This is a genomic window from Azospirillum sp. SYSU D00513, assembly GCF_017356015.1.
Classification (GTDB): domain Bacteria; phylum Pseudomonadota; class Alphaproteobacteria; order Azospirillales; family Azospirillaceae; genus Azospirillum.
In genome coordinates this window covers 31,084-47,614 of record NZ_JAFIQV010000049.1, presented here as the reverse complement: position 1 = coordinate 47,614, position 16,531 = coordinate 31,084, and the positions used below count along the sequence as shown (strand labels likewise).

Annotated in this window: 14 protein-coding genes; 10 read left to right on the top strand and 4 right to left on the bottom strand. The window is 68.3% G+C overall.

Going from position 1 to position 16,531, the window contains the following annotated elements; all coding sequences use genetic code 11:
• Nucleotides 1–378: 378 nt before the first annotated feature.
• The 6 genes from JUB11_RS27120 to JUB11_RS27095 all read left to right on the top strand — a co-directional run bounded on the left by JUB11_RS27120 (nt 379) and on the right by JUB11_RS27095 (nt 6,244).
• The gene (locus tag JUB11_RS27120; RefSeq protein WP_207461918.1) at nt 379–855 is read left to right on the top strand and encodes a MarR family transcriptional regulator; all 477 of its coding nucleotides are present in this window, start codon (nt 379–381) and stop codon (nt 853–855) included.
• 61 nt (nt 856–916) lie between these two features.
• Entirely contained in the window at nt 917–1,828 is a 912-nt protein-coding gene (locus tag JUB11_RS27115; RefSeq protein ID WP_247887352.1) for an HlyD family secretion protein, read from the top strand.
• Nucleotides 1,825–3,867 carry an FUSC family protein gene (locus tag JUB11_RS27110; RefSeq protein ID WP_207461917.1) on the top strand — a complete coding sequence of 681 codons (2,043 nt, stop codon included), beginning with the start codon at nt 1,825–1,827 and terminating at the stop codon, nt 3,865–3,867. The genes JUB11_RS27115 and JUB11_RS27110 overlap by 4 nt, the downstream gene beginning before the upstream one ends.
• Complete coding sequence (locus tag JUB11_RS27105) at nt 3,864–4,082, top strand: DUF1656 domain-containing protein (RefSeq protein WP_207461916.1); 219 nt, start codon at nt 3,864–3,866, stop codon at nt 4,080–4,082. Before JUB11_RS27110 ends, JUB11_RS27105 begins: the two co-directional genes overlap by 4 nt.
• 81 nt (nt 4,083–4,163) lie before the next feature.
• Nucleotides 4,164–5,690, top strand: coding sequence for a septum formation initiator (locus tag JUB11_RS27100; protein ID WP_207461915.1), 1,527 nt, complete (start codon nt 4,164–4,166; stop codon nt 5,688–5,690).
• A gap of 92 nt (nt 5,691–5,782) precedes the next feature.
• Nucleotides 5,783–6,244, top strand: a complete 462-nt coding sequence (locus JUB11_RS27095) for a hypothetical protein (protein WP_207461914.1) — start codon at nt 5,783–5,785, stop codon at nt 6,242–6,244.
• A 234-nt stretch (nt 6,245–6,478) separates the two neighbouring features.
• On the opposite strand, the gene JUB11_RS27090 is transcribed toward JUB11_RS27095, so the two are convergent.
• Nucleotides 6,479–8,341 (bottom strand): flagellin, encoded by a 1,863-nt coding sequence (locus tag JUB11_RS27090; RefSeq protein WP_207461913.1) that lies wholly within the window; start codon nt 8,339–8,341, stop codon nt 6,479–6,481.
• Nucleotides 8,342–8,798: 457 nt separating this feature from the next.
• On the opposite strand from JUB11_RS27090, the gene JUB11_RS27085 reads away from it, so the two are divergent.
• The 3 genes from JUB11_RS27085 (at nt 8,799) to JUB11_RS27075 (ending at nt 11,620) form a co-directional block, all read left to right on the top strand.
• Nucleotides 8,799–9,266 (top strand): RidA family protein, encoded by a 468-nt coding sequence (locus JUB11_RS27085; RefSeq protein WP_207461912.1) that lies wholly within the window; start codon nt 8,799–8,801, stop codon nt 9,264–9,266.
• Between the two features lie 151 nt (nt 9,267–9,417).
• On the top strand, nt 9,418–10,584 hold the full coding sequence (locus JUB11_RS27080; protein ID WP_207461911.1) for a GNAT family N-acetyltransferase: 1,167 nt from the start codon (nt 9,418–9,420) through the stop codon (nt 10,582–10,584).
• 148 nt (nt 10,585–10,732) lie between these two features.
• Nucleotides 10,733–11,620: a glycosyltransferase family 2 protein gene (locus tag JUB11_RS27075; RefSeq protein ID WP_207461910.1), complete on the top strand. Its 888-nt coding sequence runs from the start codon at nt 10,733–10,735 to the stop codon at nt 11,618–11,620.
• A 129-nt stretch (nt 11,621–11,749) separates the two neighbouring features.
• Here the strand turns inward: JUB11_RS27075 and clpA are convergent, their stop codons facing one another.
• The 3 genes from clpA to JUB11_RS27060 form a co-directional block, all read right to left on the bottom strand.
• Complete coding sequence (gene clpA / locus JUB11_RS27070; RefSeq protein ID WP_207461909.1) at nt 11,750–14,065, bottom strand: ATP-dependent Clp protease ATP-binding subunit ClpA; 2,316 nt, start codon at nt 14,063–14,065, stop codon at nt 11,750–11,752.
• 8 nt (nt 14,066–14,073) lie between these two features.
• Nucleotides 14,074–14,400: an ATP-dependent Clp protease adapter ClpS gene (gene clpS, locus JUB11_RS27065; RefSeq protein WP_207461908.1), complete on the bottom strand. Its 327-nt coding sequence runs from the start codon at nt 14,398–14,400 to the stop codon at nt 14,074–14,076.
• 288 nt (nt 14,401–14,688) lie between these two features.
• The gene (locus JUB11_RS27060) at nt 14,689–15,198 is read right to left on the bottom strand and encodes a phasin family protein (protein WP_207461907.1); all 510 of its coding nucleotides are present in this window, start codon (nt 15,196–15,198) and stop codon (nt 14,689–14,691) included.
• A 555-nt stretch (nt 15,199–15,753) separates the two neighbouring features.
• Here JUB11_RS27060 and JUB11_RS27055 point away from each other — a divergent pair.
• The gene (locus JUB11_RS27055) at nt 15,754–16,506 is read left to right on the top strand and encodes a peptidase (protein WP_207461906.1); all 753 of its coding nucleotides are present in this window, start codon (nt 15,754–15,756) and stop codon (nt 16,504–16,506) included.
• The last annotated feature ends 25 nt before the right edge of the window (nt 16,507–16,531 follow it).

Here is a 16,531-nt window from a genome sequence, read left to right as displayed (position 1 = left end):
TTTCTCGTCTTGAACCGTGCCGAGAAAGACTGGAAGATGTCAGCCCGCGAATGGACGGCCGCCAAGGCACAGATGGCCATCATGTTCGGTGAGCGCTTCACAAAGGCCATGAGCGCCTGAAACTGAAATCGCCCCCGCCGAGCACGAAATTCCGGATAGTCCCGGTGATGTCGGTGAGCTTCTTGGACGTCCCAACATCGTCCGCGTCCTTGCGCCCAAATGCGGTCATGCGGCCCTCCTGCCTGTCCCTGCCATCTGCACGGTAATGCGTAGGACAGGACCAGCAAAGAGCCTGGGCAGGACCCTCAACTCCTTTGTTCCCCACACCCTCCCCACCAAGCCCCTTGCCCAATCCAATAGCAAGGCTATCTAATAGCCATGCAACAAAACACCCCCATCACCCTGCCGCCCAGCTTCGGCCTTCACCTGTTCCGTGCGGCGCATCTGTGGCGCCGGGAGGCGAACAAGGTGCTGGCGGAGTGCGGGTTTTCCAGTTCGGTGATCACGCCGCTGATGCTGCTGAACGAGCTTGGCGACGGGATGCGGCAGCGGGAGCTGGCGGAGGAGATGGGGGTGGAGGGGCCGTCGCTCGTGCGGATGCTGGACAGCCTGGAGGGGGCCGGGCTGGTGGAGCGGCGGGAGGATGCGGGGGACCGGCGGGCCAAGACGTTGCACCTGACCGATGAAGGGCGGGCGCTGCTGGGGCGGGTCAACGCGGTGCTCGACGGGGTGCGGCGGCGCCTGCTCCAGGGGAACGAGGGGGCCGAGGTGGAGGCCTGCTACCGGGTGCTGACCTCCATCGGAACGAACGCCAAAAGCAACACCAAGAACACCGGCAGGAACGACCGGCCGTGAGGCCCCGTCCGGAGTCCCGGCGCAAAGGCCCGGTGAAGATCCGGTGAAAAGGAATGATGCCTTGAACCTTCTACGCTCCCTGTCCCGCGTCGCGGTGACGCTTCTCGTGGTCGCCGTCGCCTGTACCGCCGGCTGGTGGCTGTGGGACTACTACATGAACGAGCCCTGGACGCGGGACGGGCGGGTGCGCACCGACGTGGTCCAGGTCGCCTCCGACGTGGCCGGGCTGGTGACGGAGGTGCGGGTGACCGACAACCAGGAGATCCGCCGGGGGGACGTGCTGTTCCTGGTCGATCCCGGCCGCTACCGGCTGGCCGTGGAGCAGGCCGAGGCCAACCTGGAGAGCGCGCGGGCCGAGCTGCGCTTCCGCCAGGCGGAGGCGAACCGCTACGAGCATCTGGGCAGCAACGTCGTGTCCATCGCCCAGCGGCAGGAGGTCGCGGCGGCGACGTCGAAGGCCGAGGCCGCCGCCCGGCAGGCGGAGGCGGCGCTGGACCTCGCCCGCTTCAACCTGGAGCGGACGGAGGTCCGGGCGACGGTGGACGGCTACGTCACCAACCTCCAGCTCAAGGCCGGGAACTACGTGTCGGTCGGGCAGGGGGTGATCGCGCTGGTGGACCGGGCGGCTTTCCACGTCATGGGCTATTTCGAGGAAACCAAGCTGTCGCGCATCCGCGCCGGGGCGCCGGTGCTGGTCACCGTCATGGGGGTGGCAACGCCCATCCGCGGCCATGTGGACAGCATCACCCGCGGCATCGTTGACCGCGACCGGACGGAGGGGACAGGGCTGCTGCCCAGCGTCAACCCGACCTTCAACTGGGTGCGGCTGGCCCAGCGCGTTCCCGTCCGCATCGCGTTGGACGAGGTGCCCGACCCGCACGTCCTGGTCGCCGGCCGCACCGCCACGGTCGAGGTGCTGGATGAGGCCCCGGCCGGAACGGCAGCCCCGGTGGCGGGCGCCGCCGCGCGATGAAACCGCCCAGCCTGGCCGAGGCGCTTTTCTCGGCGAAATCCTTCGCGGGCTCGATGCTGGCGCTCTACATCGCCATGGCGATGGGCCAGCCGCGCCCCTTCTGGGCGATGCTGACCGCCTATGTCGTCTCCGGCCCGCTGACGGGCGCGGTGCGCTCCAAGGCGGCCTACCGGGTCGGCGGCACGGTGCTGGGCTCGGCGGCGGCGGTCGTGCTGGTGCCGAACCTCGTGGACGCGCCGGAGCTGCTGACCCTGGCGCTCGCCCTGTGGGTGGCGCTCTGCCTCTACGTCTCGCTGCTCGACCGCACGCCGCGCGGCTACATGTTCATGCTGGCCGGCTATTCGGTCGGGCTGGTCGGCTTCCAGGGCATCGGCACGCCCGCAGCCATTTTCGACACGGCACTGGCGCGGGTGGAGGAGATCACGCTGGGCATCCTCTGCGCGACGCTGGTGCACAGCCTGATCCTGCCGCAGAGCCTCGGCCCCGTGCTGGTCGGGCGGCTGAACGCGACCCTGCGCGACGCGGAGCGCTGGACCATTGATGCCCTTTCGGGCACCGGCGAGTCCCAACTCTCCCGCGAGCGGCAGAGGCTCGCCCGCGACGTGACCGAGCTGCGCGTCATGTCCACCCATCTGCCCTACGACACGTCCGACCTGCGCTGGATGACGCGGCCCATCCGTGCGTTGCAGGACCGGCTGGCCTATCTGCTGCCGATCCTCGCCGCCATCGAGGACCGGCTGGCCGTCCTGCGCGGCGCCGACGGAAGGCTGCCGCCGGAGCTGGAAGGGGTGCTGGAGGACATCCGGGGCTGGGTCGGGAACGAGGCTGCGGACGAGGCCGCCCGCGACCGGCTCCACGCCGCGCTCGACCGCCTCGCCCCGCCCATCGCGGAAGGTGCCGCCTGGCGCGACGCCGTCCTGCTCAGCCTCGTGAGCCGCCTGCGTGCGCTGATAAACATCCACCAGGACTGCCGGGAGCTTCGGGAAGGCATCCGCACCGGCAACCATGCCCTGCCGGACCATCTGGATCCGCTGACCCGCGCCCGGTCGCGCGATGTGTTCCATCTGGACCATGGAATGGCGTTGTGGTCGGCGGCGGCGGCCGCGCTGGGCATCGTCGTGGTCTGCGCCTTCTGGATCCTCACGGGCTGGTCCTTCGGCTGGGCGGCGGCGATGATGGTCGCGGTCTTCTGCAGCTTCTTCGCGGCCATGGACGATCCCGTGCCGGGCATCCGGCTGTTCCTGGTCTTCACCCTGCTGTCGCTGCCGGTCGCCGCCGTCTATCTGCTGGTGATCCTGCCGGCGCTCGACGGCTTCCCGATGCTGGCGCTCAGCCTCGCGCCCACCTTCCTGCTGCTCGGCGCCTATGTGGCGCGCCCGGCGACCATGGGGCCGGCCATGGCGCTGATCTTCGGGGTGGCCGGCGCGCTCAGCCTGCTCGACACCGGCACGGCCGACTTCTCCTCCTTCCTGAACAGCAGCATCGCGCAGGTCGTGGGCATCGTCATCGCCATGCTGGTGACGCGGCTGTGCCGCTCGGTCGGGGCGAGCTGGAGCGCCCGGCGCCTCCTGCGCGCCGGCTGGCGGGAGATCGCCGCGCTCGCCGCCGCCCGGACCGCCCCGCCCATGGGGGGCTTCGAGAACCGCATGCTGGACCGGGTCGGGCTGCTGGCGCCGCGCCTCGCGCTGGCCGGGCCGCAGGACGACCTCGCCGCCGCCGACGCGGTGAACGACCTGCGGATCGGGCTGAACGTCGCGGAGCTGCAACGGGCGCGCGCCGCCCTCGGCGCACCCGCCGAACCGCTCCTCCGGGGGCTGCTGGGGCAGGTGGAGCGGCATTTCCGGCGGCTGGCCGGTGCGTCCTCGGCGACGCCTTCGGACGAGCTGCGCGCCGCGCTCGACGGCGCCTATGCGGGCGTCGCACGGATTCCCGCCTCGCCGGAGCGGGAGCGGGCGGTGGTCGCCCTGGCGGGGCTGCGCCGCAGCCTCTTCCCCCAAGAGGCGGTGGGCGCGCCCGCCGTCGCGGAGGCCATTGCATGATCGGTGAAATCGACCTTTACGGGCTGTTCGTCTCCCCGCTGCTGATCCTGGCGGTCGTCGCCTGGGGGCTGTCGCGGCTGGTGCGGCGGGGCCTGCGCGCGCTGGGCGTCTATGGCTGGGTCTGGCACCCGCCGCTGTTCGATGTCGCGCTCTACGTGATCCTGCTGGCCGGGCTGACGGCGCTGTCGGCGGGCCTGACCGGCCGCGTCCTCTAAGAGCTTCCGGCCGGCGGCGGCTTGCCGTGGGGGTGGGCCGCCGCAATATGCGGGGGACGCCCAACCCATCCGGGAGCCGTCATGCATCCGCTGCGCCGTCTCGCCCTCGCCCTGGCCCTGCCGCTCGCCCTGGGGTTTCCGCCCGCCGCCTGGGCGCAGGAGAAGGCCCCGGACAAGCCGCCGGAAAAGGCCGAGCGGGCCACGGCGCCCGCCGGCTTCGACGCGCAGCGCACGGTCACCCGCCACAGCCTGAACCGTCCGGAGGGCGCGCTCGCCTACACGGCGACGGTGGAGTTCCTGCCGCTCACCGCCGGGGCGGAGGAGAAGGTCGCCGCGCGCCTCTTCACCACGACCTACACGCTGGACGGGGCGGAGCCGGACAAGCGGCCGGTCGCCTTCGTCTTCAACGGCGGGCCGGGGGCCGCCTCGGCCTATCTGCATCTGGGCGCGCTCGGGCCGAAGGTGGTGAGCTTCGGGCCGGACGGCGCCCTGCCGCCGGTGCCTGCCCCGGTGGTGGAGAACCCGGACAGCTGGCTCGCCTTCACCGACCTCGTCTTCATCGACCCGGTCGGTACCGGCTACAGCCGCGCGACCGAGCCGGGGGAGGAGGCCGAGAAGCGCTTCTGGGGTGTCGAGGCCGACGCCCGCTCCTTGTCGGAGGCCGTGCGGCTCTGGACGGCGCGCAACGGGCGCTGGGCGTCGCCGAAGTTCCTGGTGGGGGAGAGCTACGGCGGCTTCCGCATCGCCGCCATGGCGGAGGAGCTGCACGACCAGGCGGGCATCGCGGTCAACGGGCTGATCATGGTCTCGCCGGTCATCGACTTCGCCACCATCCGCGACGACGCGCTGCTGGCGCCGATGCTGACCCTGCCGTCGCTCGCCGCCTCGGCGGCGGCGCACGGCAAGGCGCCGGGCACGCCGCAGGAGGCGGCCCGCACGGCGGAGACCTTCGCCCTGAATGGCTACGTCACCGGGCTGGCACGGCTCGACCTCGGCCGGCTGGAGGAAGCCCGGCCCTTCTTCGCGGAGGTCGCCCGCACCGTCGGCCTGCCCCCGGAGCTGGTCGAGCGCAACCGCGGCCGCATTCCCAGCGGGCTCTTCACCCGGGAGATCCTGCGCGAGCGAGGGTTGATCGCCAGCGTCTATGACGGAACCTTCACCGGGGCCGATCCCACCCCCGGTGCGGGGCGCCCGCCCTTCGACCCCTTCCTCGCCGGCACGGAGCCCGTCTATTCCACCGCCTTCGCCGGCTACGCGGCGGGGGATCTGGGCTTCCGCACCGACACGCCGTTCCGGCTGCTCAGCGACCGGGTCAACCGTGCCTGGGACTGGCCGCGCCAAGCCTATCCCAGCGCCGTCGAGGAACTGCAGGAGGTGCTGTCCCTTCAGCCGTCGCTGCGCGTGATGATCGCCCACGGGCTGACTGACCTGATCACCCCCTACATGGCGTCGCGCTGGATCGCCAACCGGCTGGAACTGCCGGACGGGCAGCGTGAGCGCGTGACGCTGCCGGTCTACGCGGGCGGGCACATGATGTACACGCTGCCGGAACCCCGCAGACAGCTGTTCGAGGATGCCCGCAAGCTGGTCGAAGCGGCAACCCGCTGATCCCGCTTGCGTCTTGTGATCCCGGCGGCCACGCCCGCGATCCTGGCGCCGTCACGGTTGTTCTGGTTGGAACACACTGACGGAGAATTCCCATGCGGTCCCGCACGTCGATCCCCCAGCCTCAGAGTGTTCGCCTCGGTTCGGAAGACGACAGCCCGCTCACCGACTTCGGCCTGGACTGGTCCAGCAAGACCCGCGATTTCGTCACGCTCTACGGCGAGGAGGCCGGGGGCTCGCCGCTCTTCCAGATCCGCCTGCCGCTTGGCGAGCTGCGGCGGGTCGGCATGATCTGCGTCGCCAACTCGCTCCTGCACAACGCGTCGAGCGGCCTGTTCGTCAGCGTCACCGCCCCGCTGGAGATGACCATCCGGGGCGAGCCCCACTGGTACAACGAGGTGATGCTCCAGACCATGGGTTCCAGCGTGAACGCGCTGGTGTTCTGCCACGTGGACCGCAGCGGCCCGTCCCGCACCGACCGCCTGGCGATCCCCATGCCGTACGACCAGATGGGCAATTTCGGCGTGGCCTGCATCACCTTCGCCGAAACGCATTGATACGATTTTCATGAAGTCCTGACCTGTGGTCAGGACTGCCGCGCCCCGTGGCGCAGGGGGCGGGGCGCGGGGCCGCAGTCGCGGCCCTATACCGGGTTCGGAGGCCGGAATTTTCCGAACCCGGTATGAGAACCGCCGGGCCGGGCGCCGGAACGGCCGCGCGCCGGCTTGACGGCCGAAACGAAGAAGGGCGCCCCCGAGGGGGCGCCCTTTCCTTTGGTCCGTTCCCGCCGGTTAGAACAGGCGGAGGATGGACTGCTGGGACTGGTTGGCCAGCGAGAGGGCGATGGTGCCGAGCTGCTGCCGCGTCTGCAGCATCAGCAGGCTCGCGCCCTCCTCGTTCTGGTCGGCCAGCGTCAGCTTGTTGGCGCCTTCGACCAGAACGTCGCTGAACTCCTTGGTGAAGCTCTCGCGGGTCGTGATGACGTTCAGGTTCGTCGAGAGGTTCTGCGACGCCGACCGCAGCCTCTGCTGGGCGAAGTCGATGCTCTTCACCGCGTTGTCGATGTCGGCGCGGTCGGTCCAGTCGTTGGTGGCGAAGTCGAGCCGCAGGCCCTGGCCGCTGGTGGACAGGTTCTGCGACTCCACCGTGATGGCGTTGGTGTTGCGCTCGTTCAGCTGCACCGTCAGGTCGTTGGACGTGTTGGAGTCCGTGACCTGGGTGGTGACGATGTTGGCCGCCGCGTTCGCGGTCGCCGCCTGCATGATCTCGCCTTCGTCCAGCTTGAAGCGGACGGTGCCGCTGTCGAAGACGAAGGACTGCTCGCCATCACCCAGCTTCCCGGCGCCACGGTCCGACATGCCGCTGCGGGTCACGGTGTTGCCGGTCAGGTTGGTGACCTCGACCGAGATGTCCACCATCTTCTGGATGCTGGAGATGCCGTTGCCGCCGTTGGCCGCGTTCTCGAGCTGCTTGCGGTCGACCGTGAAGGACACGATCGTGCCCGAGGCGAAGCTCTCGGAGATGCGCTTGGTCAGGGCGTTCTCGGCCTTCGCGCTGACGGAAACGTCGCGGATGACGCCGGTCGTGGTCTGGCCGGTGAGCGTGACGGTGTTGCCGTCGAAGCTGACGGTCGCCAGGTCCGAACTGGACAGGCGGCCGCCGGATAGCAGGGCGTTACTGATCGACTCCTGCAGCCGCGTCGCGACCTCCTCGCGGGCGTCCTCGCCGATCATCGTGTCGCCGGCCGTCGCCTTGTAGGTGAAGGTCTGGTTCTCGACCGTGATGGTGAAGATGTCGCCTTCCTCGATCGTGCCGCTGATCGTCACCGAGCTGACCTGGGCGGTGCCGCTCTTGGCGGCCGTCTTGAGGTCGGCGGAGACCGTCTGGCTGTTGTCGAAGTAGTTGATGGTGCGCGATTCCTCGCCATCCGAGAGGATGAAGGAACGCTCGCGGCCCTCGGCGCCGCGCACCTCGACCTGGACGTCGGAGAAGTTGCCGAAGCTGGAGCTCATCGTGCCGGACAGCTTCAGCCCGATCAGGCCGTGCGCCTGTTCGGCGTCGGCGATGTCGCCCGCCTTGGCTTCGATCGAGCCGTCGCCCTTCACGCGCAGCATGTAGGTGTCGGTGGACACGACGTTGGTGACGCGGGCGTTGTCGACGCCGACGATGCTGTTCACCGCGGCGCGCGACGAGCTGGTCGCGTCGAGGCGCATGCCGTCGCCCGCCAGCAGGTTCTTGCCGGCGTAGCCGGAGTCGGCGGCGAGCTTGTCGATCTGCTCCTTCAGGCCGTTGAACTGGGCGGCCAGCGACTTGCGGGTGGCGATCGAGCCGGCGTCGTCGCCCAGCGCGGAGTAGGCGGCGGTCGTCAGGCCCTTGGCCTGCTCGATCATCGAGGTGATCGCGGTGACGCCCTTGTCGGCCGCCTTGATGGTGCTGACCGCCTGGCCCATGGAGTCCTTGAGGGCGGTCAGGTCGCCGGCGCGCTGGGTCAGGCCCTTGGCGGCGAAGAACGACGTCGGGCCATCCAGCGCCGAGTTGATCTTGTTTCCGGTGGCGAGGATGTTCTGCTTCTGCGCGATCTGGCCGTCAACCTTCTGCAGCTGCAGCAGGTTGGTGCGCATGGAAGCGGTGAGGGCGACGTCGTTGATGGCCATGGCTCCAAGTCTCCTTCTGAGGCTCGCCTCGCGACTGGTGCTTGAAACCGGGCGAGGCAACGGGCATTTGCGTTCGCTTTCTTAGTATCAAGCGCCGTGCCAACTCTCCGGAGAGCCGGGCCGCCTGCGGTTTCGGCCTTGATTCCTATGGCTTTCGGCCGTGCGCCCGCCGTCATGCGGCCATCACGCGCCCGTCCGGCGGCGGAAGCTGCCGGGAAGCGCATGGAAAAGTTTGCCGGGCAGAAGAGGGGACTCGTCCCGGCCCCGTGGACGAATCTTCCCACCATTCCCTCTGGCGCCCGCCGCCGCGGGAAGGGGCTTGGAGCACCGCTCCGGCGCGGCTATCGTCGGGGCTGACGCCAAGGGTGGGCCTTCGCGCCGTGTCCCGGCTCCGCCGGCCGCCGGAGGCGTCCTTCACAGGGGGCGACCGGCCCCACCACAGGGAGAATGACGAGGCATGTCCGGACGGATCGACGCGCGACTGAAGGAACTGGGAATCGAACTGCCGCAGGCGGCGGCGCCGGTGGCGGCCTATGTGCCCACCACCATCTCGGGCAACACGCTCTATGTGTCCGGCCAGATCACGGTGTGGAACGGCGAGCGCAAGTTCATCGGCAAGGTCGGGCAGGACTTCACCGTCGAGCAGGGAAGGGAAGCCGCAAGGCTGTGCGGCCTGAACATCCTGGCGCAGGCGCGCGCCGCGCTGGGCGGCGACCTCGACCGGGTCGTGCGGGTGCTGCGCCTCGGCGGCTTCGTGAATTCCGGGGCGGATTTCCACGACCACCCCGCCGTGATCAACGGCGCGTCGGAGCTGATGCTGGACGTGTTCGGCGAGGCCGGCAAGCACGCCCGCGCCGCCGTTGGCGCCCCGTCGCTGCCGGCCAACGTGGCGGTCGAGGTTGACGCCATCTTCGAAATCGCCTGACCCACCACAGCGTCCGGGGCGCCAGGCCGGCCGGGGCATGACAGCCGTGCCCCGCCTTGCCGCGGTGCGGCGTGCTGCCCACCTCCCTTGGCGAAGCATCCGGGAGAGGGTCCCGGGGAAGGGAGCCCCGGAAGCAGGGGAGAGGAGCGCCATGCCCGACGCGAGCGACAACACCGTCACGGTCAAGGTGCTGACCGGGATCGGCCTGGCGGATCCGGCCGGCTGGGACCGGTGCGCGGGACCCGGCAACCCGTTCCTGCGCCACGCCTTCCTTCTGGCGCTGGAGGAATCCGGGTCGGCCGTCGCGCGGACGGGCTGGCGGCCGAGCCATCTTGCGGCGTTCGACGCCTCCGGCCGCATGGTCGGCGCCGTCCCGATGTACCTGAAGAGCCATTCCATGGGCGAGTATGTCTTCGACCATGGCTGGGCCCGCGCCTACGAGGAGGCGGGCGGGCGCTATTACCCCAAGCTCCAGGTTGCGGTGCCCTTCACGCCGGTGCCGGGGCCACGCCTGCTGATCGCGCCCGAGGCGGGGGAGGCGGTCGCCGCCGCCCTGATCGAAGCCATGGAGGAGGTGGCGCGGCGGTACGGCGTCTCCTCCGTCCATGTCACCTTTCCGGCGGAGCGCGACTGGTCCCGGCTGGGGGAGGCCGGCTGGCTGCGGCGGACCGGTGTCCAGTACCATTGGGAGAACCGGGGCTACGGCAGCTTCGATGATTTCCTCGGCGCCCTGAACTCCCGCAAGCGCAAGGCCATCCGCAAGGAGCGGCGTTCGGTCGCCGAGAGCGGGGTGCGGCTCCACACCCTCACCGGCGCGGACCTGAAGGCGGAGCATTGGGACGCCTTCCACCGCTTCTACATGGACACGACCGACCGCAAATGGGGCGGCGGCTATCTCACGCCGGAATTCTTCCGCCTGCTCGGCGAGACCATGGCCGACCAGGTGGTGCTGGTGATGTGCGAGGACGGCGGGGAGTGGGTCGCCGGCGCCCTCAACCTTCTGGGCGAGGACACTCTGTATGGCCGCAACTGGGGCTCTGACGGCAGCTACCGCTTCCTGCATTTCGAGGCCTGCTACTACGCCGCACTGGACTTCGCCATCGCGCGGGGGCTGAAACGGGTGGAAGCGGGCGCGCAGGGCGAGCACAAGATCCAGCGTGGATACCTGCCGGTCACGACCTACAGCGCCCACTGGATCGCCGATCCGGCGCTCGGCCGCGCGGTGAAGGATTTCCTGCGCCGCGAACGGGCGGCCGTCGAGGCCGAGATCGAGGCGCTGGCGGAGCTGTCACCCTACCGCCGGGAGGGCGAGGAGTAGGGCCTTGGACCGGTGAAGCCCGTCCCGGCCGCCGCGCGGTGTCTCAGGAAGATGGGCCTTTTCCGGGGAGGGCGGTATGATGCGCCCTCGATCAACCGGAGGGGACCTGTCCGATGAGCCGACTATGCCAGGCCGGCGGAGACTCGCGATGACGCCGCTGCTCTCGGTCGTCATGACGGCTTGCAACGGCGAGAGTTTCATCGGCGAGGCCATCGGCTCGATCCTGGCCCAGGACATGCCGGATTTCGAGTTCATCGTCATCGATGACGGATCATCGGACCGGACGGCAGCCATCGTCGCGGGCTTCGCGGATGCGCGCATCGCGCTCATCCGCAATCCGGCCAACTTCGGGATCGCATCCGCCGCCAACATCGGACTCAGCCTCGCGCGCGGGCAGTTCATCGCGCGGATGGACTGCGACGACGTGGCGCTACCGGACCGCCTGTCGGCGCAACTCGCCTATCTCGAGAAGAACCCCGAGGTGGAGGTCTGCGGCGGCGGGATCGAGATCTTCGGAAAGGTCAACAGCCTGGCGCCCGCCTGGCAGCGGGACGAGGACATAAAGGCGAATTTCCTGATCGCGCGGGGCAACATCTACAACCCGACGTCCTGTTTCCGGCGCAGCCTTCTGGAGCGGCGGAGGCTGCGCTACAACCCGTCCTTCCTTGCCGCGGAAGACCTCGCCTTCTGGATCGACGCGATGCGGGCCGGCGCGGTCTTCGGAAACCTCGACAGGACGCTGGTCCGCTACCGCTGGTACGGCGGAAACATGTCGCGGTCGGGCGTCGTCGCGGCCGCCGTGAACCTGATCCGCGCCCAGCTGATCCGCGATTTCTTTCCGCAGCTCGACGGGTATGAGGCTGCGATCCTGGCATCGGCCTTCGCGGACCCGCTCCTTCCGCGGGAGGGACTGTCCGCCGTGTTGAAACGGGCGCTCGCCCCCGTGCCCTCGGTGTATGGCGAGAGCCGCCTGCGCGTGACGCAGCATGTGGAACAGCAGCTGGCCAAGCTTGGCCTCCCCGCTGAACGCGCGTGAAGGCCGTCCGGCGGCACCACGGGGGCCATTCCCCCGCGCCGAAGCGGAGCACGCAAAAAACAGGGGGACCTTTCGGTCCCCCTGCTGCTTCATCACGGGCCTCGATCCGAGGGTTCTCGGCGCGGCGCCTTACTCGACCATTTCGTGGATCAGGTCGTCCTCGTCCTCGTCCGGGCGGCGCTTGACGCGGGAGCCCTCTGTGTACTCGAAGGACGGCTTGTCGTCCGCGAGGCCGATCTTGACGAGGCCACCCTTCGCCAGCTTGCCGAACAGCAGCTCCTCGGCGAGCGGCTTCTTGATGTGCTCCTGGATGACGCGTCCGAGCGGGCGGGCGCCGTAAAGGGGATCGTACCCCTTGCGGCCCAGCCAGTCGCGGGCGGCTTCCGACAGCTCGATCGAGACGCCGCGGTCCTCCAGCTGCGCTTCCAGCTGCATGACGAACTTGTCGACCACGCGGCTGATGACCTCCTGGGTCAGCGGAGCGAAGGGGATGATCGCGTCCAGGCGGTTGCGGAACTCCGGCGTGAACAGCCGTTCCACGGCCTCCTTGTCCTCGTCCACCCGGCGCTCGCGCTCGAAGCCGATGGCCGGCTTCGCCATGTCCGAGGCGCCCGCGTTCGAGGTCATGATCAGGATCACGTTGCGGAAGTCCACGACCTTGCCGTTGTGGTCGGTCAGCTTGCCGTGGTCCATGATCTGCAGGAGGATGTTGAAGAGGTCCGGGTGGGCCTTCTCGATCTCGTCCAGCAGCAGGACGCAGTGCGGGTGCTGGTCGATGGCGTCGGTCAGCATGCCGCCCTGGTCGAAGCCGACATAGCCCGGAGGGGCGCCAATCAGCCGCGACACGGTGTGCCGCTCCATGTACTCCGACATGTCGAAGCGGGTCAGCTCGATGCCCAGCGTCATGGCGAGCTGGCGGGCCACCTCGGTCTTGCCGACGCCGGTCGGGCCGGTGAAGAGATAGTTGCCGATGGGCTTCTCCGGCTCGCGCAGGCCGGCCCGCGCCAGCTTGATCGCGGAGACCAGAGCGTCGATGGCCCGGTCCTGGCCGAAGACCATGGTCTTCAGGTCGCGCTCCAGGTTCAGGAGCGTCTCCTTGTCGTCGCGGCTCACCGACTTCGGCGGGATGCGGGCGATCTTGGCGATCACCGCCTCCACGTCCTTCACGGAGATGGTCTTCTTGCGCTTGGACTCCGGCAGCAGCATCTGCGCGGCGCCGACCTCGTCGATGATGTCGATGGCCTTGTCCGGCAGCTTGCGGTCGCTGATGTACTTCGCCGACAGCTCCACCGCCGAGCGCACGGCGTCGTTGGTGTAGCGGACGCGGTGGTGCTTCTCGTAGTAGGGCTTGATCCCCTGGAGGATCTTGATCGCGTCGTCGATCGACGGCTCGTTGACGTCGATCTTCTGGAAGCGCCGCACCAGCGCGCGGTCCTTCTCGAAGTAGTTGCGGTATTCCTTGTAGGTCGTCGAACCGACGCAGCGCAGGGCACCCGAGGCAAGCGCCGGCTTGAGCAGGTTCGAGGCGTCCATGGCGCCGCCCGAGGTGGCGCCCGCGCCGATCACCGTGTGGATCTCGTCGATGAAGAGGATGGCCCCGTCATGCGCCTCCAGCTCCGAGACCACGGCCTTCAGCCGCTCCTCGAAATCGCCGCGGTAGCGCGTGCCGGCCAGCAGCGAACCCATGTCGAGCGAGAAGATCGTGGCGGTCTTCAGCACTTCCGGCACTTCGCCATGGACGATGCGGCGCGCCAGCCCCTCGGCGATGGCGGTCTTGCCGACACCGGGGTCGCCGACATAGAGCGGGTTGTTCTTCGACCGGCGGCACAGGATCTGGATGGTCCGCTCGACCTCCTGCTCCCGGCCGATCAGCGGATCGATCTTCCCGCTCGCCGCCTTCTTGTTGAGATTGACGCAATAAGCCTCGAGGGCTTCGCTGCCTTTTTTCACGACCTTCTCCGCCGCCGCGTCATCGTCGGCCCCGGTGACCCGCTTGTTTTCCGAGCGGCCCGGAGCCTTTGCGATCCCGTGAGAGATGTAGTTGACCGCATCGAACCGGGTCATCTCCTGCTCCTGCAGGAAATAGACCGCGTGGCTCTCGCGTTCAGAGAACAGCGCTACGAGCACATTTGCTCCCGTCACCTCTTCGCGCCCGGACGATTGGACGTGAATGGCCGCGCGCTGGAGGACGCGCTGGAAACCGGCCGTGGGCTTGGCGTCGTCGGGCCGGTTGGTGATCAGGTTGGCAAGCTCGTTGTCGAGATAGTCCGACAGTTCGGCACGCAGGCGGTCCAGATCGACACCGCATGCGCGCAAGACGGCAGTGGCATCGGAGTCCTCGGTCAACGCGAGCAGAAGATGTTCCAGCGTCGCGTATTCGTGCCTGCGCTCGTTCGCGTGGGCCAGGGCTCGATGCAGCGTCTGTTCCAGGTTACGCGACAGCATGAGTGGGGCTAATCCTTTTCTAGCGTACACTGCAGCGGATGCTGATGCTGGCGCGCGAAGTCCATCACCTGCGTAACTTTCGTTTCCGCCACCTCGTAGGTGAACACGCCGCACAACCCCACACCCCGGCGGTGAACGTGCAGCATGATCTGCGTCGCCTCTTCGCGCGACTTGGAAAAGAAGCGCTCGAGCACGTGAACGACGAATTCCATAGGTGTGTAGTCGTCGTTCAACATCAAGACCTTATACATCGAAGGCTTTTTAGTCTTAGGCTTGGCCTTTATGACCACGCCAGTGGAACTGCCCTCGTCACCGTGATTGTCGGAATCGGCCATGGTCTCAACAGGTGATCATCGCGAAGTGCGTCGCTAGGAATGATATGAGAACTAATGGCGCGGAGGGAAGGGGCGGAATTGAGGCTTTCCCCATTTGGGAGAGATCCCGCCGCGCGGCACCGGTCCATCATACCTCGAAATGGCGAAAGCCCGGCGGGCACGAGGCCGCCGGGCTTTCCAAAGACCAGGGATCGTCTAGGCGGGGAGGGCGGAGCGTCCGGCGAACCTGTACGCCCGGCATAGTCCTTCCCGCCGGTCCCCTCGAGGGGCGTCCCGGGACGTCCGGCCTCAGCCGTTCATCGAGCCGTTGACCGGGCCGTTCAGGGGCTTGGCCAGGGTCTCGACCGCGAGGTTGACGCGGGCGTTCAGCGGGGCCATCGCCTCGCCGGCGACCTTCACCGACAGCTCCTGGAGACGGGTCATCTCGTTGACCATCGTGTCGAAGCTGGACTGGGCGAAGCCGTGCTGGAGCGTGGCCAGCTCCTGGATGGTCTTCACGCCCATCATCGCCTTGCCGGCGGCGAGGCTCTTCTCGAAGGAGGTCTGGGTGAAGGCTGCGACCTGCCGGCCCATCTCCTCGGCACCCTTCGCGGCGATCGTGCTGGAGGCGACGACGGCCTCGACGTTGCCCTTCGTGAAGGCGGTCAGGTCCTCGAAGCCCTTGGTGATCTGCGAGGCGGCCTTCTGGAGCTGCTCCTGCTGGGCCTTCATCACGCCTTCCATGTCGGACTTGCTCTTGGCGAAGGTGTCCTGGAAGGCCTGGGCGGTGGCTTGGGTGACGGTGGCGGTCTCGGTCATGGTCGGCTCCTCGGTGTCACAAGATGGTTCGTGGGCGGCCCGGCCCCAGCCATTGGCGGCCGGATCGCGGAGGTCCGGAATTTCGCCCCCGGTTCCGGCGGGCGGCTGCGGCGCAGCGGATGGTGCACCGCAACATGATTATAAATGAGGCATGGAAGCCGCCCCGTCAAGGAAATTTTGTGCAGTGCAACATAAGTGGCGGCGCGCGCGGTCACCGTCCCTGCCGCAGTCTCCGCTTCATGATCCTTGCCGTGGCGCAGCACCAACAGCGTGGTGACGGTGGCCGGGCCTGTCAACGGCGGATTTGTGCGCCGCACCCAGGAACTTCGTACAATCATGACCCCATCGTTTCCGGTTTGTGCCGTTGTGGGCGGGTCCCCGCTCCGCCACCCTGTCAGCCTTTACGGAAGCTTTACCAACGATGGTGCTGTATCCTTCACCATCCGGGGCCGGCTGGCGCTTCGGCCGACGGTCAAGGACGGTAAGGTCAAGGACGGTTCGGCAGGGCGCCATCGGGTTTCATCGCGCAACACTCTCCACCGGGCTAGCCGCTCCATGACCTATTGTCTCGGCATCAAGACCCGCGACGGGCTGATCGGACTTTCCGACGGCCGCATCACGAGCGGGTCGCAGCTTTCCTCCGCGCGCAAGGTGACCATGATGGGCACCGGCGGCGAGCGCTTCTTCATCATGAATTCCGGTCTCCGGAGCGTGCGCGACAAGACCTTGGCCTACCTTCGCCGCGACATGGCGCAGCGCCAGGGGGAAAGCTACGGCACGATGCTGGAAGCGGTCGCCGCCTTCACGAGCTGCCTGCGCACGGTGGCGGTCGAGGACCGGGAGGCGCTGGAGAACTCCAAGCTGCACTTCAACCTGCACGCCATCATCGGCGGGCAACTCGCCAAGGACCCCGAGCCCTACATGTTCCTGGTCTATCCGGAAGGGAACTGGGTCGAGGTGGACGAGCGCACCCCCTACCTGTCCATCGGCGCCACCGCCTATGGCAAGCCGATCCTGGACCGCGCCCTGACCTACAACACGGACATGCAGACGGCGCTGAAGCTCGCCTACCTGTCCTTCGACAGCACGCGCTTCTCCTCGAACGACGTCGGCTTCCCGATCGACATGGTGTCCTTCGACGCGGCGCAGCGCAGCTGGCGCCAGTCGAACTTCGACTATGACGACCTGGTCGAGCAGCGGCTCTGGTGGAACCGCAACATCACCGAACTGGCGCGCCGCATGCCGGACGGCCCCTGGGTGGAGACGCTCCTGCCCAACGGGCTGCACAAGGCCGAGGAGCCGGCCTGATCCCGTCCGGGCCAAAGGGGGGCGC